This window comes from Dyadobacter jiangsuensis, assembly GCF_003014695.1.
In the GTDB taxonomy this organism is placed as follows: Bacteria; Bacteroidota; Bacteroidia; order Cytophagales; family Spirosomataceae; genus Dyadobacter; species Dyadobacter jiangsuensis.
Genome location: NZ_PYAS01000005.1, coordinates 182,523 through 206,055 on the forward strand (window position 1 = coordinate 182,523; position 23,533 = coordinate 206,055).

Below are 23,533 nucleotides of genomic sequence, written 5' to 3' on the forward strand. Positions count from 1 at the left end.
TATTTTACCCCACCTTCTTATTTATAATTTGTCTAATTTGCCTAACTAAATTAACAGCAGTTACAAAATTTCTAGAAGCTGATTTTCAATCAACTAGCAAAAAAAATACCATTTGGAGCTCGTTTAAAAAGCGGTGTCCAAATGGTATTTTTCAGGCATTTAATTGTGTCCAAAATCTGGGGAAAATGACCACAATTCAAGGTGAGGTTCCGAGCGGATTCGAACCGCTGTACGAGGTTTTGCAGACCTCTGCCTAGCCACTCGGCCACGGAACCATTTTTAAAGATTAGCTGCCTGCGCGAGGCTGACAGCTAATCCGGGTGCAAAAGTATTAAAAAATTCTTCCGCACCATATTTTATTTTACTTTTTTCCTTTCTTCTCGCTCTCTTCCAGCTGCTCTTTCAAAGCAGACAGAACGCTAAGGTCTCCGAAAGTAGATTTTTCTACTTCTTTGTTCACTGATTCAGCAGCAGGAGCTTTGGCAGCTTTTGCTTCTTTCTTTTCCTCAGCAGGAACACCTTTTACTTTAGAGTGAGTCAGAACGATTTTCTTCTCGTCTTTCAGGAATTCAAGAACAGTGAAGTCAAGGCTTTCACCTACCTCAGCAAATGTTCCGTCTTCTTTCGCAAGGTTTTTGATAGCAGCAACACCTTCGATTCCGTAAGGAAGTTCGAGTGTAGCGAATTTATCACCTTTAGCAACGATAGTCGATTTGTGTACTGAACCTACTTCGAAAATGCTCTCGAAAGTATCCCATGGGTTTTCTTCAAGCTGCTTGTGACCCAGAGCCAGACGACGGTTTTCCGCGTCAAGTTCAAGAACAACTACTTCCAGCTCGTCGTTTACTTTTACGAAGTCGGAAGGATGCTTGATTTTCTTAGTCCATGAAAGGTCAGAAACGTGTACCAGACCGTCGATACCTTCTTCAAGCTCGATGAAGAGACCGAAGTTGGTCAGGTTACGAACAACACCTTTGTGACGGGTACCGATCGCATATTTCTCTTTCAATGAACCTTGAGTCCAAGGATCTTCGGTGAGTTGTTTGATGCCCAAAGACATTTTGCGCTCCTGACGGTCAAGCGTCAATACAACCGCGCTGATCTCGTCGTTCACGTTCATGAACTCCTGTGGATTGCGCAGGTGCTGAGACCATGACATTTCAGAAACGTGGATCAGACCTTCAACACCTGGTTTGATTTCAAGGAAAGCGCCGTAGTCAGCAACGTTCACGATGCGACCAGTAACTTTCGATCCAACCTGGATTGACTCGTCCAGAGAATCCCATGGGTGAGACTGAAGTTGTTTCAGACCCAAAGAAATGCGTTTTTTCTCTTCGTCGAAGTCGAGAACAACCACGTTCAGTTTCTGATCCAGTGAAAGGAGGTCAGATGGGTGGTTGATACGGCCCCAAGAGATATCAGTAATGTGCAACAAACCATCCACACCACCCAAGTCGATGAACACACCGAAGTTGGTCATGTTTTTGATCACACCTTCCAGTACCTGACCTTTTTCGAGGTTGTTCAGGATTTGCTGACGTTGTGCTTCGAGGTCTTTCTCGATCAGGATTTTGTGTGATACTACTACGTTATCGTTAGCGTAGTTGATTTTCACAACTTTTACTTCCATACGCTTTCCAACGAAAACGTCGAAGTCACGGATTGGCTTCACATCGATTTGTGAACCTGGCAAGAAGGCTTCAATGCCGAAAATATCAACGATAAGACCACCTTTGGTTCTTCTCTTAACATTTGCATCGATAACAACATCCTCGTCGAATGATTTCTGGATGTTATCCCATGCAGTGATAACTTTCGCTTTTTTGCGTGAAAGTACCAGCTGACCTTGTGCGTCTTCCTGGTTCTCTACGTAAACTTCCACTTCGTCGCCGATTTTCAAACCTGGCAGGTCGCGGAATTCATTGGATGAAACGATACCATCAGATTTGAAACCGATGTTCAGGATCACCTCGCGGTCTGTAATACCTACTACAACACCTTTAACTACTTCTTTTTCCGAAACAGGAGAAAGGGTAGTCTCATACATTTGTTCCAGACGGGTACGGTCAGCAGATGAATAAGCGGTTCCGAAACCTTTGTCTGATGCTTTATCCCAATCGAATTCGGGAAGCGGTTGATTTTGTTTTTCCTTAGACATAAATAGGAATAATGGCCCTTCGATACATCAGCCGCCGGGCTAATCGGCTGAAAATTAGTTCAACAAGTATTTTTTGAAAAATCAGGACGCAAAATTACGCAATCCCTGCGAAAATCCGAAGAGCTGGGCGATTTAATTTAACGATCTGAGGCTGAGGTGCCGTCGGGACGTAGAATGGTCAAGTGTGGCCAGGAAGTGGTCAAGTATTGTCAGGGATAGTTAAGTGTAGTCAGGTGTGGGTGCGGGAAGCATTATTGGAGAAGAAATTGTCTGAACATGGCTGATTAACAGAACCTAACAATCAATGACTGCACATGACAACCACTGACCATTCCTTTTCAACCTCTTGACTATTCTTGACAACACCTGACTAAAAGTGACAATGCCTGACAATCAGTGGAGAAGGTACCGATCAGCACGAACGTTCCTTCGATCCGAGATACGGCAGCCACTCATCATCGGCCATGCCTGAAAAATCACGAATGAACATTAAAAAAGAAGGCCGGAACGGTCGCTGCTTTAACGGCATGTCAACCTCTTCCGGCGTATGGTCTCCTTTGCGGGAGTTGCATCTTTTACATGCGGTGGCCAAATTATCCCAGGTGGTTTTCCCTCCCCTGCTTTTCGGCATCACATGGTCCAGGGTCAGATTATCGTGGGTTCCGCAATACTGGCACCTGTTGCCGTCCCGCTTGAAGAGGTTTTGCCTGGTCATGACTACGCCCCTGTACGGTATATGTATGTAGCGATGGAGACGTATCACGACGGGCATGGGGTACCTGTCGTTGACAGTCCTGAGATGCTCCATCTGAGACTCAGCGAGCATTTCGGCTTTTTTCATATAAACCAGCAAAAACGCCTTCGGAACCGTGCAAACACTTAGTGCGCTATAATCTTGATTCAGAACCAGTACTTTACCCATGAGCCCTGTGTGAGTTAATTCCCACAATATAAGAATATTTCACCAGAAAAAACGCTCCGGCATTTTCAAATATTGTTGAAAGAATTTAACAGAAAGTCCCGAGGATCACCGTATTAGCACTTTCTAGGCACCAAACCAGCCGGCTGCTCAGTAACCAGCGCGATCGTTCTCGCGTTTTACGTCGCGCTCTTTGATACTATCGCGCTTGTCATAAAGCTTTTTGCCTTTCGCCAATGCTATGTGCAACTTGGCTAAGCCTCGCTCGCTGGTAAACAACCGGACAGGTATAATCGTAAGGCCAACATCCTTCAAACCTTCTATCAATTTCTTCCGCTCCCTCTTGGTAATCAACAGCTTGCGATCACGCATAGGCTCATGATTATAGTGCGTACCTTCCGTATAAGGTGAAATGTGAAGACTCCGAATGAACAGTTCACCATCCATAAACAGGCAGTAAGCATCCTGAAAATTGACCTTACCCTGCCTGATCGACTTGATTTCGGTGCCCGTGAGCACCATACCGGTCGTGAACTCTTCCAGGAAGAAGTACTCGAATGAAGCCCGTCTGTTCTTTATATCTACTTTTTTAACTATTTTTTCCGACATATCGATTCCCAAAATTTTACAAAGGGGCTCAAAATTAAGTTTTTGTTAAAACTATACCAATGAAACCTATTAGCCATTTCCTGACACTTGTATTACTCATCACGATCGCTGGAACAGTGACAAATCACGCCCTCGCGCAAACAGACGCCGCAGACGCGCGGGCGACGGTCGACAAACTGTTTACCGGCATGCGGACCGGCGACTCAACGGCCGTCAGAAACGTATTTACCAAAACTGCCGCATTGACTTCCATTTCCAAAAACGCGGCCGATTCAGTGGTTACGCACAAAGGAAGCGTCGACGGCTTCGTGAAGGCCGTGGGAACACCGCATAAGGAACAATGGGACGAGCGCATTTACGACGTAAAGGTCTCCATCGACGGGCCGATGGCGGTCGTCTGGGCCCCTTACAAGTTTTACCTCGGCGACAAGTTCTCGCATTGCGGCGTCAATGTTTTCAACCTCATTAAAACCAGCACCGGCTGGAAGATTAATGACATTACCGACACACGCCGGAAAGACGCTTGCCCCTGATCCGCATTCCATTTAACTGCAAACAACACGTTAACATAAATACAAAGCGGCCCGCCAGATAACCTGACGGGCCGCTTTGTTAAATGCTATTGCCTATTTGAGCATATTCAGCAGGCTGGTCAATTTATCTTTCAAATCCTTGCGGTCTACGATGAAGTCGAGGAAACCATGTTCCAAAACGAATTCTGCGCTTTGGAAACCTTTCGGCAAATCTTTACCGATTGTCTCCCGGATTACACGCGGACCGGCGAAACCGATCAATGCTTCGGGCTCCGAAATGTTGAAGTCGCCGAGCATTGCGTAAGACGCTGTTACACCGCCGGTTGTAGGGTCAGTTAGCAATGAAATATAAGGTATCTTAGCCTCTGACAATTGCGCGAGGCGTGCAGAGGTCTTAGCCATCTGCATCAGTGAAAACCCTGCCTCCATCATACGCGCTCCTCCCGACTTCGAGATCATCAGGAAGGGAACCTTCTTTTCGAGCGAGTAAGAAATCGCACGGGCGATTTTCTCACCTACCACCGAACCCATCGACCCTCCGATGAAGCTGAAATCCATACAAGCGATCACCAGGTCCAACCCATTCATTTTACCGTGACCGGTACGAACCGCGTCTTTCAACCCGGTTTTCTTCATGGTCGACTTGATACGATCCGGATAAGCCTTGGTATCTACAAAGCCTAGCGGGTCGCCGGAAATCAGGTTAGCGTCGAGCTCGATAAACTCGTTGTCATCGAAAAGCAGGTTGAAATACACATCCGAACCTACTTTTTCATGGTAGTTGCAATGCGGGCAGGTGAAAGCATTCTGCTTATGTTCCCTGGTAGGAGTGATTTTTTTGCAATTAGGGCATTGATACCATAAACCGTCCGGCGCTTCGCGCTTCATTTCAGTCGGTGTATTGATACCTTTTTCTTTGCGAATAAACCAGGACATATTTGTATGTGGGTTGATTTATATATAATAATCTGAAAATCAGATAATTATTGAAGTTTCATGATAAATAACGGGCTCAAATATAACAATAATTGTTGTGTATCATGAAAACTGCCTGGTAACGTGTCGGTTTGACGGTTAGATTTGCCCCCGAGTAACGGCGTCATCAGAACAATTTCAAACATTATTTGTTACTAGTGACAAGAACATTAACCGGCACATGACTGCATCCACCTCGCCTATTGTGATCATCGTTGGCACCAACCGGCCCAACTCGATGTCCAGGAAAATTGCGGAATACTATCAGGGAATCCTTCAACAACTGCACGCACCCAGCATTATCCTCGATCTGGTGAACTTACCCGACGATTTTACGGTGTCGGCGCTCTATGCCAATACCGGCAAAAACGAAGCATTCAACAACCTGAAATCATTGCTGGAACAGACCGACAAGTTCGTTTTCATTGTGCCTGAATACAATGGCTCCTACCCGGGTGTACTGAAAGCATTTATCGACGGCCTTCCTTACCCCAATAGTTTTTCCAATAAAAAGGCTGCATTGGTAGGATTGTCATCGAATCCACAAGGTGCTACCATTGCATTGAGCCATTTAAATGACGTTTTCAGTTACCTGGGTATGAATACGCTCGCAATGCGCGTAAAGCTCGGGCAGATACGTTCGCATTACAACGAAAACGTGATGTCAAACGCATTGTATAAAGAACTGCTCGAAATACAGGCCGGGCAGATCATCCACTTCTAGCATATTAAAAAAGGGAGCTCGTCGCTCCCCTTTTGCTATTTCAGCCAGTGCTGTTCCATTTCATGTGCCGGAATCGTAGGTCGCTTCCAGAGCTCTACCCTGCTGCGGCGATAAGCCGGACCTTCCAGATCAGAGTACTTTACAAGTCCGTCGCGGAATGATTTGACCATCATTTCCATTTTCAGGGCATCTTCGTCGGTCCAGTCGTTCGTCGGCTCGATTTCCGTCAGCGAAATATTGATAGGATCGAATCCGTGCGTTACTCTTTCATCTTCCAGAACGAGGTCAATAGAGCTCGTTGGCGTATTTTCTTCCAGTTCGCCTGTCAATACCAATTCTTCTTCTTCAACGGCGACAGGAGGCAGCTCTTCTTTCGGCTCCTCGACAACCACCGGCGTCGGCTCGGGCTGTCCTTTCACTCCTTTGAGCTGAATACCCGGGATCGGCGATTCGATACTGTCAAAACCAGCCGCCACTACGGTAACCCGGAGCTTGTCGCCCAGCGAGTCATCGGTGATCGTACCCAGCTTGAACATACGAGCTTCGCCGCCTACTTGTGAAAGCACATATTGCCAGATTTCGCGCTGCTCGCGCATGGTAGCCTCTTTCTTCTTGCTGGTAGCAAGTGTCACGAGGATTCTTTTGGCTCCGCGGATGTCACGGTCATTCAACAGCGGTGAATCCAATGCTTCCTTGATCGCATTCTGCGCACGGTCGGCACCGGTAGATTCCGAAGTTCCCATAACCGACTGACCGGCACTTTTCAACACTTTCTCCACATCCTTGAAGTCGGTGTTGATATTACCATTGGTGGTAATGATCTCGGAAATACTTTTCACTGCATTGAGCAAAATACCGTCCGCTTCCGCGAAAGCCTGCGTCAATGTCATGTCCTCGTACAGCTCTTCGAGTTTGTCGTTGAGCACCACGAGGACGGTGTCGCTATATTCTTTCAGCTGCTCGATCCCTTCGAGCGCCTGCTCTTTCTTGTCAAGTCCTTCCCAGGTGTATGGCGCAGTTACCACGGCCACCGTCAGTTTGCCCATTTCTTTGGCCAACTGCGCGATCACCGGTGCGGCGCCGGTTCCTGTTCCACCACCCATACCGGCGGTGATAAATACCATTTGTGTAGAGCCTCCCAGAAGACCTTTGATCTCCTCGATGGTTTCCAAAGCCGCTTCCTTACCTTTTGTGGCATCCGTACCGGCTCCCAGGCCTTGTGTCAAAGTCGCACCCAACTGGATTTTGACAGGTACGGGGCTATTTGCCAGCGCTTGTCTGTCGGTATTACAAACCGCAAACTCTACATCTTTGATCTTTTTCTCAAACATGTAGTTCACAGCATTGCTACCACCGCCGCCCACACCAATCACCTTGATGATAGCCGGTTCACCGTGGCCTTCTCCGTTGGTGTCTTTGATGATTTCGTTCACTATATAGTCCTGGTCTAATGCGTGCAACAAGCTATTATTCATAATTCTTTCCGGGGTTGAGTATGCGTGATGATATTCCTGTTAATAGTCTCCCAGACTCTCGTCTTTTTTACCAATAATGCCGGTAATGTTATCCCAAAACGTTCCATTACGTTTTGGTTGTTCTTTAACCTCCTTCACAGGCTCTTTCTGAACGACGTTGCCCGTATTGAATGCAGATGCAGGCTTGCAAACCGATTTCACCCGCGGATCAACCGATTTCAATCCGGCCCACGCCAATCCGATAGCGGTGTTGAACGAAGCATTGCTTACGGCATCCGCTTTCGCAGTGCGTTCCAGGTTTTCGGGATAGCCTACGCGCACCGACATGTCGGTCACTCTTTCGAACAATGCCTCGATTTCCGGAATGTTCGCTGAGCCGCCGGTAAGCACGAGTCCGCCAATCAGCCTGTCGGCATAACCTGATTTAATGATTTCCGCATAAACCATCGCCGCGATTTCTTTCAAACGCTCCTCGATAATCAATGCCACGTTCTTTTTCAAAACCGGCTTGGGCTGTCGGCCTGCAAGGTAGTTGATCAGGATTTCTACATTCAAAGGAACGTCTGCGGACACCGCCACACCGTATTCCTTTTTCAAATGCTCCGCGTTCTCGAACTGGATACCACAGCCTACTTCGAGGTCGGCCGTAATATGGCGTCCGCCGATCGGGAATGAGGCAATATGACGCACAATGCGGTCGTGGTAAATGATCACGTCCGTAGTATGGTCGCCGATGTCCACCATCGCAATACCGGCTTTCATTTCATTGTCTGTCAAAACGGCGAGGCTCGTTGCCAATGGCGCCAATACCAGTTTATCGCATTTCAACGCCTGATCTGCTTCGGCGAGGCTTTTCTTCGTCCGCAACACCGATTGGCTGTTGGCAGATACCACCAGGAAGTTCCCTCCCAGCTTAATGCCCGTGCGCCCTACCGGCTCGCGTACGCCCGTAGAGTTATCGACTGTAAAGTCCATCGGCAACACATGCAGCACATCGAAATTCGGTTCGATTTTCGCGCGGTACATATCATCAACCAATTGGTCAACATCCCGCTGCGTTACTTCCTCGCCCGAAGATGCCGACGGCCTGATTACGCCATCGCTCTGTGCACTCACTTTCACGTGCGTGCCGCCAAAGCTTACATTCACTATTCCTATATCGAGATCCGACCGTGAACCGGCTTCCGCCAATGCTTCCTTGATCGCGCTGCCTACCTGTTTAATGTTTTCAACGGAGCCGTTTACCACTGCTCCCGACGGCACAGGGACTTCGCTGAAGCCCAAAATCTCGATATTGTTCCGGCGTGTCGCTGAGCCTTGCGCAGCTACCACCGTTATTTTAGTACTTCCAATATCTACCCCAACTACAATCTTATCGTGTGCCATGCTGATGGTGAATTATTATTCACAAACTATTTGATCTTGAAACTTAACACTAATTCTCTTATACCGGCCCCAATCCTTGCTCAGCACCTTATCATAAAAGATGCGCAGCTTTTTGAACTTGGGCTCGAAATCCTCCGCCATCCCCAGCTCGATCCGCTGATCGCCCAGCAATGTCGTGAGGTCTATCTCACCATCCTTATCCACATTCATTTGTGTAACCTGCGCTTTCCAGAACGGGTCGGTGTTCAGAAAACGCAATAACTCCAAAACCTGAGCGCCCTTTTCGGACCTCAGCTTTTGAGGGTTCTGGAAATACGCCCCTGAAACCAGTAACGTTCTTGCTGAATAACTTTCTGATAGAGGAAAAAAAACGCCCTCATGGTTGATATAGTATCCCGATGTGTTCCGCATTTCCCCATTATCCGACGTGTTAATCCAGCGCGCAAGCGGTTTCTCCTGCTCAACTTCGACTACTATATTGCCCCTGAGGTCACGAAAAACCTGACATTTCTTGATCAATTTGTTGCGGCTGACACGGTTTTCCAGATCGTGCAGGGCTACATCGCTGAGCCTGGCCCCGATCAACGGATCACCGCCGTTCTCGGTCAGCAGCATTTGTACATCCATTTGGTTCAGGAATCTTGTACCTGAATCGCCCTGGATCGATATTACGAGATTTGTACAACGCTGTTGACCCAGCTTGCTTTCCGCCATACCGATGCCGGCAATTGGCAGAATAAGCCACAAACTACGCTTCAACAAAGTCCATGAATAGTCAAATTTACGTAACATCTTAGTAATATTAAAAATGCTTTGACTAATTATTCGCAACTGGATTTTGCAGCAAATCGCGTATCGGGCCCACCAAAGTATCGATGTCCCCGGCGCCTATCGTGACCACAATATCCGTATTTAATTCTTTTAAAAGTTGTAAAACTTCTTCTTTTGCAACCAGTTGTTTATCATTCGAGGTCACTTTGTCCAGGATCATTTCAGAATTGACCCCCTCGATCGGCAGCTCGCGTGCAGGATAAATATCGAGCAACAAAAGCCGGTCCGCCAACGATAAACTTTCTGCGAACCCATCCGCGAAGTCACGCGTACGGGTGAACAGGTGCGGCTGGAAGATCGCCGTCACGTGGCGGCCCGGATACAACCCTTTCACCGACGACAAAAATGCCTCTATTTCCGTCGGGTGGTGCGCATAATCGTCGATATACACATTCCCTTCTTCCTCCACCTGGTATTCGAAACGGCGCTTCACGCCCCCGTAACTTTCGAGTGCCTCCTTGATCTCGCCGGGCGCGACTCCTATATACAATGCCACTGCGCTCGCCGCAATGGAGTTTTCGATATTATGGTAACCCGGAATTTTCATCGCAATGCCTTCGATTATACCCCCAGGGTAAATCAGGTCGAATACGAAGCGGGCATTCTCAATATGGATGTTAGCCGAATGGTACGGGCCGCTGTTCAACGAGTAGGTAAATACCTTTGCCTTGCAGCTGTCGGCAATTTCCAGACCTTCACGCATGAATAATGCCCCGTTCTCGTCGATCTGGCTCACATAATCGCGGAACGATTCGAGCACTGCTTCGTGCTTGCCGTAAATATCGAGGTGGTCGGCGTCGGTGGAGGTCACGATCGCTATTTCCGGGAACAACGTCAGAAAAGAGCGGTCGAACTCGTCGGCTTCCACTACGCAGAAAACCTCTTCCAGCTTATCGGTAGGCTCATTGAGGAGCAAGTTGGTCCCGTAGTTCTGGGTAATACCTCCCAAAAATGCCGTGCTGTTCACATGCGCGTGACGCAGGATATGCGCTACAAGCGAGGATGTGGTCGTCTTCCCGTGCGTACCCGCGACACCGATCGTTCTCAGATTTTGGGTCAGAATGCCCAGTACCTGCGAGCGTTTCAGGATCAGGAAATTTTCATCCCGGAAATAATGCATTTGCTTGTGCTGCACAGGCACGGCAGGGGTGTAAATAACGAGCGTCTGCTGCGGATCGGCGGTAAATGCCGCAGGAATGGTGGCAATATCATCTTCCAGTGTTACCGGAATGCCTTCTTCGATAAGCTTACCTACCAGCGGGGTCATGGTTTTATCGTAACCGGCCACTTCAAAGCCGTTGGCCTTGAACCAGCGGGCCAGCGCACTCATTCCGATCCCGCCTATTCCTACAAAATAGATATATTTCCAGTTTGTCACAGAGGATGACATCATATTCAAATCTTGGGGTTATTGAATCAAATTAAAAACTTCGGCGGCAATGTCGTCGGCCGCGCTGGGACGTGCCAGCTTATTGATATTCGTCTGCAATTCGCGCTGGCGGGTTACATCATCGAGCAGTGCCAATGCCTGATCCACCAATCGCGTACGCGCCTCCGAATCCTTTACCAGAATAGCCGCATTGCTGTCGACAAGGTTCATCGCATTCTTGGTTTGATGGTCTTCCGAAGCATACGGAAACGGCACAAGAATAGCCGGCTTGGCTGCGAGGCATAATTCCGAAACCGATAATGCACCCGCACGCGACACCACCACATCGGCCACCGCATAGGCGAGGTCCATGGTATAAATAAAATCAAATGCCTTCACCTTATCCGTTCCGAGTTTCTCGATAGCGGCTTTGGCCTTATCAATATCATTTTTACCGGTCTGCCACAGTACCTGATACCCGGCCTCCACCAATTTACCGAGTCCTTCGGTAATGCTTTCGTTGATCGAGCGCGCGCCGAGGCTCCCACCCATCACGAACAGTGTTTTCGCCCCTTCGTTCAACTCAAAATGTTCCAGAGCAGCGGCACGCTTCAAATGCACATACGTAATGTCGCTCCGGACGGGGTTACCGAGCATGGTGATCTTCTCCCTGGGGAAAAACGCCTCCATTCCGGGATAAGCCACGCATATTTTAGACGCTCTTTTGGCGAGCAATTTATTGGTAACGCCCGCATAGGAATTCTGCTCCTGGATCAAGGTCGGGATACCGGCCATGGATGCCATCATCAGCAATGGACCGCTGGCAAAACCACCCACGCCTACTGCGACGTCCGGTTTGAAGTCTTTGATCACCTCCCGGGCTTTCATCAGGCTTCGGAGCATTTTGAAGGGAAGTGTGAGATTTTCCAGCGAAAGACTCCTTTTAATACCTGCAATGGGAAGCCCCACAATTTTATAACCTGCGCGGGGGACTTTTTCCATCTCCATTTTGCCCAACGCACCCACAAACAGGATCTCCGTATCCGGTTCCCTGTGCTGCAATGCATTGGCAATGGCGATGGCCGGGTAAATATGCCCGCCAGTACCTCCTCCGCTGATAATGATTCTTTTTGCCATGTTAAATGCGTTTTTCCTCCACGATTTCGCCCCGGCTCACGCTGAGGATCATCCCCATTGCAATACCCGTAAATAACAGCGAAGTTCCTCCCTGACTAAAAAACGGCAGCGTTTGCCCCGTCACCGGCACCAGCCCGACCGTTACGGCCATCGCCGAAAACGCCTGGCTCACCACGATGAATGTAAGTCCGGCCGATAGCAGCCCGCCGAATGGTCGTTTGGTCGCCTCGATCGCTTTCAGGCCGCGGTACAAGAGAATCAGGTAAAGGATGATCAACGCCGTTCCGCCTAATGTGCCGTATTCTTCCACCGCCACCGCGAAAATGAAGTCTTTTTGAGGCTCGGGCAGGAAACGGCGCTGGCGACTTTTGGAAACGCCTTCTCCATACAATCCCCCGCGGGCCATGGCCATGTAGGATTGCTGGGATTGGTAAACCACCACGTCTTTGTCAAAAAAAGTAGATATCCGGCTTTGCGCCGTTCCTGAACGCTGCGTGGAGTTAAGCAAAATCGCGATCGTTGCGAAGAATACAAGGCCGAGCGCCGTAAATGCCAGGTAATGCAGCGGTACCTTGCCCACGAACATCAGCAAAAAGCAAATACCGGCCAGCATCACGGCCGTCGATACGTTACTCACGAAAATCAGCCCACACACGACACCTACAAGCGCGAGCGGCTCCATGAAAAGCTCACGCGTATTCCAGCCGCCTTTTATATGCCGTGCCAATATCAGCGACAAATGTGCTACCAACGCCACCTTGGCCCATTCCGAAGGCTGGAAACGCTGGCCGATCACCGGTATTTCAATCCACCGGGCAGCATCGTTCACTGATCTTCCGAAAAACATCGTGAATATCAAAAGCAGGATGGAGCTCCAAACAGCGAGCCTCGTCACATATACAAATTTGATATAGGGCACGCGGTGCACGAAATACATCACTCCCAGCGACAGCACGCATAACAATGCATGCTTGTAGAGATAATATTCCGTATTACCATCCATCTGGCTGTAAGCGTCCTTCACGGAAGCGCTGTACACGACCACGATGCTCCACATGAGCATAATGATGCATATCCCCCATATCCAGGGATCGCCTTTGAGGTTTTTGCTAAACCATGCCTGGGTATCCTCCCTTGTTTTGTTCAGGAAATCCATATCGTTTGGCGGCTAAGAATTTATGTCCGGTATTGTCAAGTGTTGTCAGAGATGGTTATTGGATGAGGTTTCTGACGGCAGCCTTGAATTGATCACCCCGGTCCTCGTAGTTTTTGAATAAATCAAAACTCGCGCAGGCGGGCGATAGCAGAACGATATCCCCCGGCACGCCCCATTCCCGTCCTTTGTTGACGGCATCCTGGACGTCCTCGGTCGCATATATTTGCGGGACCTTGCCTGAAAAATAGTTTTCCAGCTTTGCCGGGTCTTTCCCCAGCACGATCAGTCCTTTTACTTTATTCTTTACCAGCTCCTCAATTTGTGAATAATCATTTCCTTTATCCACACCGCCGGCAATCAGGATCACCGGCTGATCGAAACTACCTAACGCATAATATACCGAATCCACATTGGTAGCCTTGGAATCATTAATGTATGCCACACCGCCAATCACTTCTACCTGTTCCAAACGGTGCGGCGCGTTCGTGAACGACTTCAAGCCTTCACTGATCTTTTCCGCATCGATACCCAGCAGCTGTGCAACCGATATTGCTGCCAGCGCGTTGATCGCATTGTGCGGTCCCTTGATCGGCAGCTCACTGAATGCCTGCTCAAATGCACGGCCATTGACATTGGAAATCAGCTGACCGTTTTCAAGGTACGAGCCCGATTCCAATACATTTTCCAGCGAAACCTGCACCTTCCCAACCGCCGGGCTCCGCTTTCCGAGCTCCTTTTCGATCACTTCACTTTCTTTATAATAAATGAAATGATCCGACGCCGTCTGGTTACGGATAATGTTAAACTTGGAATTCACATAATTCTGAAAATCATACCCATAACGATCCAGGTGATCGGGAGTGATATTCAAAAGAACAGAAATATAGGGATGGAAATCGACGATATTATCCAGTTGGAAGCTGCTGATTTCCAATACATAATAATCAAAATGCTTTTCAGCAACCGCCCACGCGAAACTGTCGCCGATATTCCCGGCGAGGCCTACATTCAGGCCTGCTGTTTTGAGCAGATGATAGGTCAGTAAGGTGGTGGTGGTTTTGCCGTTGCTACCCGTAATCGCAATGAGTTTCGCGTCCGTATAGCGCGAGGCGAATTCAATTTCAGAGATCACCGGGATCCCTTTTTCCTTCAATGCGACGATCAAAGGCACCTTGTCGGGAATGCCCGGGCTTTTCACTACGAGGTCGCTTTCGAGGATGCGTTCCTCCGAATGCTGCCCCTGCTCAAATGGAATATTTTCACTGTTCAGAATGTCAGCGTACTTCTGATGCAACTGGCCCTTATCCGATAAAAAAACTTCAAAACCTTTGGATTTCGCAAGAATCGCGGCACCGGCGCCGCTTTCTCCGCCACCCAGAATCGTCACCTTTTTTTGCACAAGAATGAATTTAGAACGTTGAACAATCTGCCTTAACCACGAAGGTAAATCTTTTGGCGAAAACTTTTTTTAATGCCCTCCCAATAACGCAGATAAAAAAAGAGGCACAGGAAATATGCCTCTCAATTAGTATTTATGACTTTTAAACTAGTTCTACTCTTTCTTCATCGATTCGGATAATTTCAATCGGTTGGCCGCTTTCACGATCAGGAATATCACCCAGGCAATTAACAGGAATTGGATCAGGACCTGGATAAAGTTACCGTAACGGATCGCCACTTCCGGCGTTTCGCCGACAGCCTCTTTCAGCACAATCTTAAGTTGTGTAAAATCCACTCCACCGAGGATAAGGCCCAGGATCGGGTTGAGAATGTCTTCCACCAACGAAGTAGTGATTTTTCCAAACGCGGCACCGATCACGACACCGACGGCGAGGTCGAGCACATTCCCTTGTGCGATAAACGTTTTGAACTCCTTTAGCATAACAAGATGAGGTTAATTGATTAGATTAAAAAGCGAACAAAAAGCCTATGCTGAGGGCCTGAGCAAACTGGATTTTGTTACTCTGGTCTTCGTCGTAAACCATGATGGCGCCGAGGTTGACATTGACATACTTGTTGATCTTGGCAGTCAGCTGCGCGTCCAGACGGTTGTCTATATTCAAAGGGTGTTTGAAGCTCGAAAACATCAGATAACGGAATTTAAGGTTCACGTCCTTCGCAATATCCTTGTCGAAATTGGCGACTAACTGGATCAGGGCCGCTTCGGTACGCACTCGCTTGCCTATGGGCACACCATAGTTCTTCTGGTCGGGCGTATTTACGTACAGATCCTTGTCAACAACGATGGTCTGCCGCAGCGCGCCGGGCGCGAGGTCAATAAAAAAATAGGGAACGGGCCGGTATTCGATACCGATCGCCTCGGTCAGATACGCAGGCGAGAGTATCCCGGATACCTTTTTCTTGAATTTAACAGTATCTGTCTCGGCAGAGTATTCATAACCGTTACCAAACTGAGAAAGGAAGTTGACATTGGCAAAAAGGCTCCATTTGGCTGTCAGTTCCCGGTTATACTTGGTATCGAAGAATATCCGGTCGACATTCTTGCGGCTTTGCTGACCCTTGTTCCGGACGATACCGTACTGTCCCTGGAAGTCATTCCGCCACGAATTTTTACCCACTTTTTTTTCACTGAGTGCATTCAGGAAAAGACCCAGTGCAATAGAGTTTACACCACCACCCGTCCAGTTGGAGCTGAAAGACCCCTGGTTGAGGTTGGCACCGAATTCAATTTTGTGCCAGGCGGTATCATTAGCGGTTTTCAAACGGCCTGAATTGATCGAATTGGTAAGATCAACCTTATTTTGGGCAATGGCCGGGAATGTCAGAAGTGCGAGTAAAGTTAGGGCAATAAAGGATGTACGTTGAAGTTTTTGGCTCATAGTCAATGTGTTTAGTGGGACCATACTCATTAAATTTCCACGATTTACAGCTAACAAATGAGGAGGTTGCGGTCAAAGTAAAGCAATTTCTGACGCTTTCAAAAAAAATTGCTGCCTTCCGAAAGTTTATGGTACCACCTACGAAGTTTCCTGCGCGACCGCATCAGGCGCATTTTAACAGCACTTTCGGTGATCCTGAACAGGCTTGCAATGTCTCGGATACTGCGGTCGTCGAGATAGCGCAGGTAGATCATCGCCTTATCTTCCAGGTCGAGTAAATCGAGTGCTTCTTTCAGCATAATCAGATTTACCTCTTCCTCAAACAGCCCCTGCAGACAAAGTTCTTCCTTCCCGCCACCTTCAGGCGTTTCGGCCTCGTGTACGAGGATCACCCGGCGCTTACTCACGCGCGCGAGGTCCATACAATGGTTATGGGTAATGGTAAAAAGCCAGGTGGAGAACTTGGCGCCGGTCTTAAACGAGCTCATTTTGTGGATCAGTTTAAGAAAGACGTCGTGCATAACGTCTTCGGCCCGCGTTGCGTCTTTCGTGAGTGTGACGCATTTTTGATAAACTTTTAAAGCATAACGCTCGTAAAGTTTCTGGAAATGACGATTGTCCCTTGATTCGAGGAAAAGTCTAACTAATTCTTCATCTGTCGAATTATGCTCCGAACAGGAATTGCTCCGTGTTTCAACCATTCTGCCTGATGAAATGCCGCCGATAGCGTGTGTCGAAAATTAAATTGCATTTAACTTTCTGTAAATATGAAAAAACAACGCCTGGTATACAAATTAGATACCAGGCGTTGTCAATATATTTTGTTGCTGAAAAGGCTTATCCGCCGATCGCTACACGTTTGAATGAGGTAACAGACAAACCTTTTGAAGTTTTCTCAAGCAGCTGACGGATAGTCAATGAAGAATCCTTCACAAACTCCTGGTTCAACAGGGTGCTGTCTTTGTAGAACTTCTGAAGTTTACCTTGAGCGATTTTCTCAAGCATCGCCTCAGGCTTACCTTCTGCACGAGCCTGCTCTTTACCAACTTCGATTTCGCGCTCGATAGTAGCAGCGTCGATACCGTCTTTGTCAAGCGCAACCGGTTTCATAGCGGCAATTTGCATTGCTACGTCTTTACCAAGTTCAGCAACATCGGTTCCGTTTACGCCGGCGAATGCTACCAACACACCCAATTTACCGTTTGAGTGGATGTAAGGGACAACTTTGTCAGCTGTTACGTTCTCGTAAGCGCTGATTTCCAGTTTCTCTCCCAGTTTACCTGTCAGTTCAACCATGTGCTCTGATACAGGACGACCGTCCGCCAAAGTTGCAGCCAAAAGGGCATCTTTGTCAGCGATGTTATCCGCTACTGCTTTGTCAAGGATAGATTGCGCAAGGTTTTTGAAATCTTCCACGTTCGATACGGGCTCAGTTTCGCAAGCCAAAGCAACGAGTTTACCGTTGGTACCGTCAGCGCTGATGTTGATCAGAACAGTTCCTTCTGATACAGCGTTGTCAGCACGTTTTGCAGCCACTTTCTGTCCTTGTTTACGGAGAATATCAACGGCTTTGTCGAAATCGCCATCTGCTTCCTGCAGGGCTTTTTTACAATCCATCATGCCCGCGCCGGTCATCTGGCGGAGTTTGTTTACATCTTGTGCGGTAATTGCCATGATCGTGATAAATATTTTTGTATTAATGTTTTGTGGTAAAAGGGCCGTTAACCGCCGATTATGAAATGGTTAAGGAATCCCTTCGCAAGAATTTTAAAAAAACGTAGCCCATAGCAAGAGGCTATGGGCTACCGTATATGTCAAGTATGGCGGGTCATTTGAAAATCACGCCATATTGCCCTTTTTACTCTTCGTCAGATTCAGCAACTTCTGCTTCTGCGGCAACTTCGGCACGAGGGGCTGCCTCATCACCTTTGTCAGCTGCGCGTTTCGCTTCTTCTTCCTCAACCAGGCGCTGATCGTCTTTGTCTTGTTTGCGTTCCATCAAACCTTCTTCGATAGCCTTACCGATCGCCAAAGTGATCAACGAGATTGCTTTGTAAGCATCGTCGTTCGATGGGATTGGGAAGTCAACCAATTCAGGGTTTGAGTTGGTATCGCAGATCGCAAAAATAGGGATGTTCAATCTTTTTGCTTCTGCAACCGCAATGTGCTCGCGTTTTACATCAACGATGAAAAGTGCCGCTGGAAGGCGAGTAAGGTCCGCTACACCACCTAGTACTCTTTCCAGTTTCTCCTTTTCACGTGTAAGCATCAGGCGTTCTCTTTTCGCAATATTGCTAACCGTGGCTTCGTCTTTCAGCATCTTCTCGAGAGTCTGCATTTTTTTCAAAGACTTGCGAATTGTGCCAAAGTTTGTCAGCATACCACCCAACCAGCGATCGGTCACGTAAGGCATTTTAAGGCGTTTTGCCTCTTCCGTTACGATTTCCTGCGCTTGTTTTTTAGTAGCAACAAACATGATCTTACGTCCTGAACGAACGATCTGTTTCAACGCAGCTTCCGCTTCGCCGAGGCAGCTCAAAGTTTTGTTCAGGTCAATGATGTGGATCCCGTTCTTCTCCATGAAGATATACGGAGCCATCCGTGGATCCCACTTGCGGGTAAGGTGACCAAAGTGGACACCTGCATCCAATAGTTCTTTATATTCTATTTGTGCCATTGCCAAATTTGATTTAAAAATATTTTAGACTTGTTACGCAGCACGAAGCATCGGGCACGATAAGCGACGTCTGGACAATTTATTGTCATTGATTGTCAGAGGTTGTCATTGATTGTCATGTGTTGTTTTAAACTATAAAGAACAACAAATGACCATTCCTGACTACACTTGACCTTTCTGACCACATCTGACCACTTATTAACGTTTCGAGAACTGGAATCTTCTGCGAGCCTTAGCGCGTCCGTATTTCTTACGCTCAACCATACGTGGGTCGCGGGTAAGGAATCCTTCTTTTTTCAATGCGCCGCGGAATTCGCCGTTGTATTGAACCAGTGCACGTGAAACCGCCATACGGATCGCTTCCGCCTGACCTGAGATTCCACCACCTCTTACGTTTACTTTGATATCGTAACCATTTCCACCTGAGATTGTTGCAAACGGTTGTTGCAGAACGATCTGGTGTACTTCAAACGGGAAATATTCTTTGTAATCACGACCGTTTACTTTGATATCGCCTTTACCGGGTGTAAGGTAAATACGAGCAACGGCTGTTTTTCTTCTACCTATTGTGTTGATCACTTCCATGAATTACAATTGGATTTGCTTTGGTTGCTGTGCGCTGTGCGGGTGTTCTGCGGCAGCGTAAACAAACAGGTTTGTAAATAAACGACGTCCCAAACGGTTCTTTGGAAGCATGCCTTTCACGGCTTTCTCGATCACACGCTCAGGGTGTTTTTCGAGCAACTCGCGAGGAGTTTGAAAACGTTGACCTCCTGGGTAACCTGTGTGGCGAACATAAACCTTGTCCGTCATTTTCTTACCTGTCAACTTGATCTTATCGGCGTTGATAACAATTACGTTATCTCCACAATCCACATGAGGAGTGTAGCTTGCTTTGTGTTTGCCTCTGATAATCTTAGCAACTTCGCTGGCCAAACGACCAAGAACTGCATTTTCAGCATCCACAACAATCCACTCCTTGTTTACTGTGTTTTTGTTCGCCGAGATGGTTTTGTAGCTTAACGTATCCACGATTAACAAAAAATTAAATTGATTTTCAATAATTTACACTGTAACAAGACAGTCCATCGCAAAATGGGAGTGCAAATATAGAGTTTAACAAATTGAATTACAAGTATGTTTGTGAAATTCATTTGTCAATTCCCTAATCCAAAGGCTAATGCGACGTACGGAAGGCCGTAAACTTTGGACACATGTCGCTGGTTGTTATCGAGGTAAACGTTGAAACCATCGTTTTTTCGGGTGGTGTAAGTAAGCCTGGTGTAAGTGTAACCGAGCTTCACGCCCAACTTCCGGGTAGCCTTGAAACGCACGAATGCTTCCGACTGCCCCGTGTTCCTGCGCAGCGCGAACGGCAACACGTTGAATAACGTCGGTTTGCTGGCCAGCCATTGATCGTAATTGGGCTTTCCAGTTCCATTCGTCGGAGCGTTTTTCTCATAATACCCGTGCCGTTTAGAGCCGTAAGTCAGCCCGAGCAGGTCGGCATTTACACCAATATCGAGCTTCCAGAAACTCACATTCACACCTGCAAGGAAGCTGAGACCATTGACGGAAACATCCCGGTATTCCAGATAGTCCTTAACACCCGCAACACGCTCGGTATAGAGGTTTGTTCTGCCGCCATAGAGGCCCCATGCCCTGAAGCCGACACCAAACCGCAGCCAGGGAAGCCGTTGCGAACCAATTTCCTCGTGATACATAATAGAAGGCGCCCAGGTGTTGTTCCCTAAGCTGGCACCGACATCCACACCGCCAGCAATCGGGGAAGTATATTGTGCGTGTGTGGAAGTGGCATTCAGTAATAAAATGATCAATAGTCCTTTTAAAATTTTCATTGCTGAACCCATAGTTAGATGATGAATTCTACAATAATAACTTATACCCGAAAGAAATCGCGGGTTATCCGTTTGCAAGCGGTTATATTACTACTGTGCGGGCTGTTCAGCACCCATTCGCGCGCCCAAGACAGCGACCATCTGGGGTTTGTCCCCCTTTTCAATGGCAAAAACCTGAACGGCTGGATCGATGTCAACACCTCCAAAGAAACCTGGAAAGTCAAAAACGGCACCTTAATATGCTCCGGCAAGCCGATTGGCGTGATGCGCTCCGACCGGCAATATGAAAACTTCATCCTCGAAGTGGAATGGAAACATATGGAGGCCGGCGGCAACTCGGGCATATTCATATGGAGTGAAGGCACTCCGCAGGAACATGACCCGCTCACGAAGGCTATCGAAGTACAAATGCTCGAGCTGGAGTACGCCCCGCAGCACAATGCGACAGAAGATTACGTCCACGGTGAGCTCTTCCCCACCATGGGCATGACCGCCATCCCGGATAACCCGCGAGGGATCCGCAGCAAATCCCTCGAAAAGCGCTGCAAAGGCAAAGGGGAATGGAACAAATACGTGGTCGTAGCCGTGGACGGTACCGTAAAACTATCCGTCAACGGCAAATTCGTGAACGGCCTGCGCGCCTCCGAGCGCAAGAAAGGCTACATCTGCCTCGAAGCCGAAGGCGCCGAAATCCATTTCCGGAATATGCGGATTATGGAGCTGCCGGGCGGCATTACCACGCCGGAGCAAGTGGCGCCGGTGGTGCATTGACGGCACTTGCATGGGTTATGTGTAGGCAAAATATTATATTAGCATATAACTAACTGAAAATGCCATGCAGCAAACCTTTCAGATAAATACCGCCGAACTCGACAGCCGGTTTATTGAATCGGTGAAGGAAATCTTTGGTGAAAGAAAATTGAAGATCGTAGTCGAAGATATTACGGAGAGCAATGAATACAAAGACGCTCTTTTGGACAGCTTGTTCGGCAGTTGGGAAAGTGAGGAAACTGGGGAAGAACTTGTAAAAATGATATATTCAAGTCGAAGTGATTCACCCAGGGACATTGAACTATGAATCAATATCTGTTAGATACCAATATTTGCATACACTATTTAAAAGGAGATTTTGACTTAAAAAAGAAGGTTCGTCAAATTGGTCGTATTAACTGCTACATCTCCGAAATCACCATTGCAGAACTTTTATTTGGTGTTGAAAATAGCGCACCGGCCAGATATCAAGAGAACCTGAAAAGGGCTCGCAAATTTGAACTGGCCTTTTCCGCCCAAACTTTACCAACTGTCACGGGTTTTTCTATTTATGCCAGAGAAAAGGCAAGATTAAGAAGACTCGGCCGGGTTATAGGTGAATTCGATCTGCTGATTGGCTCAACCGCGTTACGATACGGCCTTACCTTGGTCACCCGAAACACAAAAGATTTTGAAAACCTGGCTGGCATTCAGCTGGAAAACTGGATAGATCATTGAAAATCTCCTTCATAGGCGCTGGTAACGTTGCCTGGCATCTGGCGCAGGCATTTGAGGACGCGGGGCATTGGATTTGCGAGGTGTATAGCCGCGATACGCAGAAAGCGCGTCAGTTGGCTTCTTCTTTATATGATACCAATATCCAGCCCGACCTCAATTTCTCGGAAAGCGAAGCCGAAGTGATCGTGATCGCGGTGACTGACGACGCGATCGAGAGCGTGATCCAGCGCATTGTACTACCCGAGGGCGTGATCCTCGTGCACACGTCGGGCACGCGCTCGCTCGCTGAATTTCAGAAACTTGTGGAGATTTACAGCGACGTATATGTCCACACGGGCGTGTTCTATCCTTTACAAACATTTACAAAGGACGTCGAAATGGATTATAGCGAGCTGCCGTTCTGCATCGAATCGCGCAACGAGCTCATTGAAGGAAAGCTAATGCAGCTGGCATCGAGCGTGAGCGATAATGTAACCCGGATGGATTCCGACGAACGCTTCATTCTGCATGTAGCTGCCGTCTTTGCGAGCAATTTCACCAACTACATGCTCACAATCTCCCACGACCTTTTGGAACGCGAACAGCTCAACTTCGACCTGCTGAAACCACTCATCCAGACGACCATCTACAAAGCCATGCAATCGGATGATCCTTCGATCGGCCAGACAGGACCTGCCCGCCGGGGCGACTGGAAAACTACTGCACGCCATCTCGAATATTTGCAGGAAACCAACGAGGATTACACCGAGATATACCGCCTGCTTACCGACAAGATCCGCAACCTCTACATTTCAAAATAATAAGTCGCCGCACCGTCACGAAAAAAGTTAGGCTATATTTGCAGGATTCACAATTCTGCTATTCATGAATTCGACTCTAACGGAACGTTGCAAGCGCATTACTACCTTCATTTTTGATATCGACGGCGTCATGACCGACGGCAGCGTCATAGCCCTCGAAACCGGCGAACAACCCCGCGTTTTCAACGTGCGCGACGGCTACGGCATCAACCGGGCGATCAGAATGGGCTACCGTGTGGCGATTATCTCTGCACAAAGCCAGGTAGGCGTCCGCAAAAGGCTCGAATACCTGGGCGTTACCGATATTTTCATCGGCACTTCACCGGATGGGAAACTGCCCGTTTTCAAGAAATACCTCGCAGAAACCGGCCTTACCGAAGGCGAAATCGTGTTCATGGGTGACGACCTGCCCGATTATGAGGTCATGCGCACGAGCGTCATGGGCGCCTGCCCGGCCGACTCCGCCGACGAAATCCTTGCTATCGCTGATTACATTTCCCCAAAAAACGGTGGCCGCGGTGCCGTTCGTGACCTGATCGAACAGGTGATGAAAGTGCAGGGAAAATGGATGGCCTGGTTTGAATAAAAAGCTTGGTG

The 23,533-nt window shown here is 48.0% G+C and carries 26 protein-coding genes and 1 tRNA gene; 7 read left to right on the forward strand and 20 right to left on the reverse strand.

All coding sequences use genetic code 11. The features are described from left to right. Positions 1-204: 204 nt before the first annotated feature. From CLV60_RS11915 to smpB, 4 genes are all read right to left on the reverse strand, one after another. Positions 205-275, reverse strand: a tRNA-Cys gene (locus tag CLV60_RS11915). Positions 276-361: 86 nt separating this feature from the next. Next, positions 362-2,158 carry a 30S ribosomal protein S1 gene (gene rpsA, locus CLV60_RS11920; protein WP_106595613.1) on the reverse strand — a complete coding sequence of 599 codons (1,797 nt, stop codon included), beginning with the start codon at positions 2,156-2,158 and terminating at the stop codon, positions 362-364. 412 nt (positions 2,159-2,570) lie between these two features. Further along, positions 2,571-3,080 carry an HNH endonuclease gene (locus CLV60_RS11925; protein ID WP_106595850.1) on the reverse strand — a complete coding sequence of 170 codons (510 nt, stop codon included), beginning with the start codon at positions 3,078-3,080 and terminating at the stop codon, positions 2,571-2,573. A 147-nt stretch (positions 3,081-3,227) separates the two neighbouring features. Then, the gene (smpB, locus tag CLV60_RS11930; RefSeq protein ID WP_015812934.1) at positions 3,228-3,686 is read right to left on the reverse strand and encodes an SsrA-binding protein SmpB; all 459 of its coding nucleotides are present in this window, start codon (positions 3,684-3,686) and stop codon (positions 3,228-3,230) included. Between the two features lie 59 nt (positions 3,687-3,745). Between smpB and CLV60_RS11935 the strand changes: the two genes are divergently transcribed. Next, on the forward strand, positions 3,746-4,219 hold the full coding sequence (locus CLV60_RS11935) for a nuclear transport factor 2 family protein (protein ID WP_106595614.1): 474 nt from the start codon (positions 3,746-3,748) through the stop codon (positions 4,217-4,219). Between the two features lie 93 nt (positions 4,220-4,312). On the opposite strand, the gene accD is transcribed toward CLV60_RS11935, so the two are convergent. After that, positions 4,313-5,155, reverse strand: coding sequence for an acetyl-CoA carboxylase, carboxyltransferase subunit beta (accD, locus tag CLV60_RS11940; RefSeq protein WP_106595615.1), 843 nt, complete (start codon positions 5,153-5,155; stop codon positions 4,313-4,315). Positions 5,156-5,375: 220 nt separating this feature from the next. On the opposite strand from accD, the gene CLV60_RS11945 reads away from it, so the two are divergent. Further along, entirely contained in the window at positions 5,376-5,918 is a 543-nt protein-coding gene (locus CLV60_RS11945; protein WP_106595616.1) for an NADPH-dependent FMN reductase, read from the forward strand. Positions 5,919-5,953: 35 nt separating this feature from the next. Here CLV60_RS11945 and ftsZ read toward each other — a convergent pair whose 3' ends face one another. The 15 genes from ftsZ to CLV60_RS12020 all read right to left on the reverse strand — a co-directional run bounded on the left by ftsZ (position 5,954) and on the right by CLV60_RS12020 (position 20,648). Then, on the reverse strand, positions 5,954-7,393 hold the full coding sequence (gene ftsZ, locus CLV60_RS11950; protein WP_106595617.1) for a cell division protein FtsZ: 1,440 nt from the start codon (positions 7,391-7,393) through the stop codon (positions 5,954-5,956). 39 nt (positions 7,394-7,432) lie between these two features. Further along, the gene (gene ftsA / locus CLV60_RS11955; RefSeq protein ID WP_106595618.1) at positions 7,433-8,779 is read right to left on the reverse strand and encodes a cell division protein FtsA; all 1,347 of its coding nucleotides are present in this window, start codon (positions 8,777-8,779) and stop codon (positions 7,433-7,435) included. Between the two features lie 15 nt (positions 8,780-8,794). Continuing rightward, the gene (locus tag CLV60_RS11960; protein ID WP_106595619.1) at positions 8,795-9,571 is read right to left on the reverse strand and encodes a cell division protein FtsQ/DivIB; all 777 of its coding nucleotides are present in this window, start codon (positions 9,569-9,571) and stop codon (positions 8,795-8,797) included. A gap of 25 nt (positions 9,572-9,596) precedes the next feature. Next, positions 9,597-11,000, reverse strand: a complete 1,404-nt coding sequence (gene murC, locus CLV60_RS11965) for a UDP-N-acetylmuramate--L-alanine ligase (protein ID WP_170118774.1) — start codon at positions 10,998-11,000, stop codon at positions 9,597-9,599. 18 nt (positions 11,001-11,018) lie between these two features. Further along, a complete protein-coding gene (gene murG, locus CLV60_RS11970) occupies positions 11,019-12,116 on the reverse strand; it encodes an undecaprenyldiphospho-muramoylpentapeptide beta-N-acetylglucosaminyltransferase (protein WP_106595621.1) in 1,098 nt (365 codons plus the stop codon). A gap of 1 nt (position 12,117) precedes the next feature. Continuing rightward, positions 12,118-13,272 (reverse strand): FtsW/RodA/SpoVE family cell cycle protein, encoded by a 1,155-nt coding sequence (locus CLV60_RS11975; protein WP_106595622.1) that lies wholly within the window; start codon positions 13,270-13,272, stop codon positions 12,118-12,120. A gap of 55 nt (positions 13,273-13,327) precedes the next feature. Further along, on the reverse strand, positions 13,328-14,671 hold the full coding sequence (murD, locus tag CLV60_RS11980) for a UDP-N-acetylmuramoyl-L-alanine--D-glutamate ligase (protein ID WP_374755644.1): 1,344 nt from the start codon (positions 14,669-14,671) through the stop codon (positions 13,328-13,330). Positions 14,672-14,824: 153 nt separating this feature from the next. Beyond that, positions 14,825-15,154 (reverse strand): large-conductance mechanosensitive channel protein MscL, encoded by a 330-nt coding sequence (mscL, locus tag CLV60_RS11985; protein ID WP_106595624.1) that lies wholly within the window; start codon positions 15,152-15,154, stop codon positions 14,825-14,827. A 25-nt stretch (positions 15,155-15,179) separates the two neighbouring features. After that, positions 15,180-16,112, reverse strand: a complete 933-nt coding sequence (locus CLV60_RS11990) for a DUF3078 domain-containing protein (protein ID WP_106595625.1) — start codon at positions 16,110-16,112, stop codon at positions 15,180-15,182. Between the two features lie 98 nt (positions 16,113-16,210). Beyond that, entirely contained in the window at positions 16,211-16,813 is a 603-nt protein-coding gene (locus tag CLV60_RS11995; RefSeq protein WP_106595626.1) for an RNA polymerase sigma factor, read from the reverse strand. A 136-nt stretch (positions 16,814-16,949) separates the two neighbouring features. Further along, positions 16,950-17,786 (reverse strand): translation elongation factor Ts, encoded by an 837-nt coding sequence (gene tsf / locus CLV60_RS12000; protein WP_106595627.1) that lies wholly within the window; start codon positions 17,784-17,786, stop codon positions 16,950-16,952. Positions 17,787-17,970: 184 nt separating this feature from the next. Continuing rightward, positions 17,971-18,789, reverse strand: a complete 819-nt coding sequence (gene rpsB / locus CLV60_RS12005) for a 30S ribosomal protein S2 (protein ID WP_106595628.1) — start codon at positions 18,787-18,789, stop codon at positions 17,971-17,973. 198 nt (positions 18,790-18,987) lie between these two features. Next, positions 18,988-19,374, reverse strand: coding sequence for a 30S ribosomal protein S9 (gene rpsI, locus CLV60_RS12010; protein WP_015812950.1), 387 nt, complete (start codon positions 19,372-19,374; stop codon positions 18,988-18,990). A 3-nt stretch (positions 19,375-19,377) separates the two neighbouring features. After that, complete coding sequence (rplM, locus tag CLV60_RS12015) at positions 19,378-19,821, reverse strand: 50S ribosomal protein L13 (protein WP_026350982.1); 444 nt, start codon at positions 19,819-19,821, stop codon at positions 19,378-19,380. Positions 19,822-19,946: 125 nt separating this feature from the next. After that, positions 19,947-20,648, reverse strand: coding sequence for a hypothetical protein (locus CLV60_RS12020; protein ID WP_106595629.1), 702 nt, complete (start codon positions 20,646-20,648; stop codon positions 19,947-19,949). A gap of 18 nt (positions 20,649-20,666) precedes the next feature. Here CLV60_RS12020 and CLV60_RS12025 point away from each other — a divergent pair, with 18 nt between their 5' ends. The 5 genes from CLV60_RS12025 to CLV60_RS12045 all read left to right on the forward strand — a co-directional run bounded on the left by CLV60_RS12025 (position 20,667) and on the right by CLV60_RS12045 (position 23,522). Further along, positions 20,667-21,419 (forward strand): 3-keto-disaccharide hydrolase, encoded by a 753-nt coding sequence (locus tag CLV60_RS12025; RefSeq protein WP_106595630.1) that lies wholly within the window; start codon positions 20,667-20,669, stop codon positions 21,417-21,419. 64 nt (positions 21,420-21,483) lie between these two features. Continuing rightward, the gene (locus CLV60_RS12030) at positions 21,484-21,726 is read left to right on the forward strand and encodes a hypothetical protein (protein ID WP_106595631.1); all 243 of its coding nucleotides are present in this window, start codon (positions 21,484-21,486) and stop codon (positions 21,724-21,726) included. Continuing rightward, on the forward strand, positions 21,723-22,136 hold the full coding sequence (locus CLV60_RS12035) for a PIN domain-containing protein (RefSeq protein WP_106595632.1): 414 nt from the start codon (positions 21,723-21,725) through the stop codon (positions 22,134-22,136). The genes CLV60_RS12030 and CLV60_RS12035 overlap by 4 nt, the downstream gene beginning before the upstream one ends. Next, positions 22,133-22,936, forward strand: a complete 804-nt coding sequence (locus tag CLV60_RS12040) for a Rossmann-like and DUF2520 domain-containing protein (protein WP_106595633.1) — start codon at positions 22,133-22,135, stop codon at positions 22,934-22,936. The genes CLV60_RS12035 and CLV60_RS12040 overlap by 4 nt, the downstream gene beginning before the upstream one ends. A gap of 64 nt (positions 22,937-23,000) precedes the next feature. Continuing rightward, positions 23,001-23,522: a KdsC family phosphatase gene (locus CLV60_RS12045; RefSeq protein WP_106595634.1), complete on the forward strand. Its 522-nt coding sequence runs from the start codon at positions 23,001-23,003 to the stop codon at positions 23,520-23,522. The last annotated feature ends 11 nt before the right edge of the window (positions 23,523-23,533 follow it).

Excerpts from the sequence above, each read along its gene's own strand:
- rpsA (WP_106595613.1), bottom strand. The coding sequence starts at position 2,158 with ATGTCTAAGGAAAAACAAAATCAACCGCTTCCCGAATTCGATTGGGAT.
- CLV60_RS11925 (WP_106595850.1), bottom strand. The coding sequence starts at position 3,080 with ATGGGTAAAGTACTGGTTCTGAATCAAGATTATAGCGCACTAAGTGTT.
- smpB (WP_015812934.1), bottom strand. The coding sequence starts at position 3,686 with ATGTCGGAAAAAATAGTTAAAAAAGTAGATATAAAGAACAGACGGGCT.
- CLV60_RS11935 (WP_106595614.1), top strand. The coding sequence starts at position 3,746 with ATGAAACCTATTAGCCATTTCCTGACACTTGTATTACTCATCACGATC.
- accD (WP_106595615.1), bottom strand. The coding sequence starts at position 5,155 with ATGTCCTGGTTTATTCGCAAAGAAAAAGGTATCAATACACCGACTGAA.
- CLV60_RS11945 (WP_106595616.1), top strand. The coding sequence starts at position 5,376 with ATGACTGCATCCACCTCGCCTATTGTGATCATCGTTGGCACCAACCGG.
- ftsZ (WP_106595617.1), bottom strand. The coding sequence starts at position 7,393 with ATGAATAATAGCTTGTTGCACGCATTAGACCAGGACTATATAGTGAAC.
- ftsA (WP_106595618.1), bottom strand. The coding sequence starts at position 8,779 with ATGGCACACGATAAGATTGTAGTTGGGGTAGATATTGGAAGTACTAAA.
- CLV60_RS11960 (WP_106595619.1), bottom strand. The coding sequence starts at position 9,571 with ATGTTACGTAAATTTGACTATTCATGGACTTTGTTGAAGCGTAGTTTG.
- murC (WP_170118774.1), bottom strand. The coding sequence starts at position 11,000 with ATGTCATCCTCTGTGACAAACTGGAAATATATCTATTTTGTAGGAATA.
- murG (WP_106595621.1), bottom strand. The coding sequence starts at position 12,116 with ATGGCAAAAAGAATCATTATCAGCGGAGGAGGTACTGGCGGGCATATT.
- CLV60_RS11975 (WP_106595622.1), bottom strand. The coding sequence starts at position 13,272 with ATGGATTTCCTGAACAAAACAAGGGAGGATACCCAGGCATGGTTTAGC.
- mscL (WP_106595624.1), bottom strand. The coding sequence starts at position 15,154 with ATGCTAAAGGAGTTCAAAACGTTTATCGCACAAGGGAATGTGCTCGAC.
- CLV60_RS11990 (WP_106595625.1), bottom strand. The coding sequence starts at position 16,112 with ATGAGCCAAAAACTTCAACGTACATCCTTTATTGCCCTAACTTTACTC.
- CLV60_RS11995 (WP_106595626.1), bottom strand. The coding sequence starts at position 16,813 with ATGGTTGAAACACGGAGCAATTCCTGTTCGGAGCATAATTCGACAGAT.
- tsf (WP_106595627.1), bottom strand. The coding sequence starts at position 17,786 with ATGGCAATTACCGCACAAGATGTAAACAAACTCCGCCAGATGACCGGC.
- rpsB (WP_106595628.1), bottom strand. The coding sequence starts at position 18,789 with ATGGCACAAATAGAATATAAAGAACTATTGGATGCAGGTGTCCACTTT.
- rpsI (WP_015812950.1), bottom strand. The coding sequence starts at position 19,374 with ATGGAAGTGATCAACACAATAGGTAGAAGAAAAACAGCCGTTGCTCGT.
- CLV60_RS12020 (WP_106595629.1), bottom strand. The coding sequence starts at position 20,648 with ATGAAAATTTTAAAAGGACTATTGATCATTTTATTACTGAATGCCACT.
- CLV60_RS12025 (WP_106595630.1), top strand. The coding sequence starts at position 20,667 with ATGATGAATTCTACAATAATAACTTATACCCGAAAGAAATCGCGGGTT.
- CLV60_RS12030 (WP_106595631.1), top strand. The coding sequence starts at position 21,484 with ATGCAGCAAACCTTTCAGATAAATACCGCCGAACTCGACAGCCGGTTT.
- CLV60_RS12035 (WP_106595632.1), top strand. The coding sequence starts at position 21,723 with ATGAATCAATATCTGTTAGATACCAATATTTGCATACACTATTTAAAA.
- CLV60_RS12045 (WP_106595634.1), top strand. The coding sequence starts at position 23,001 with ATGAATTCGACTCTAACGGAACGTTGCAAGCGCATTACTACCTTCATT.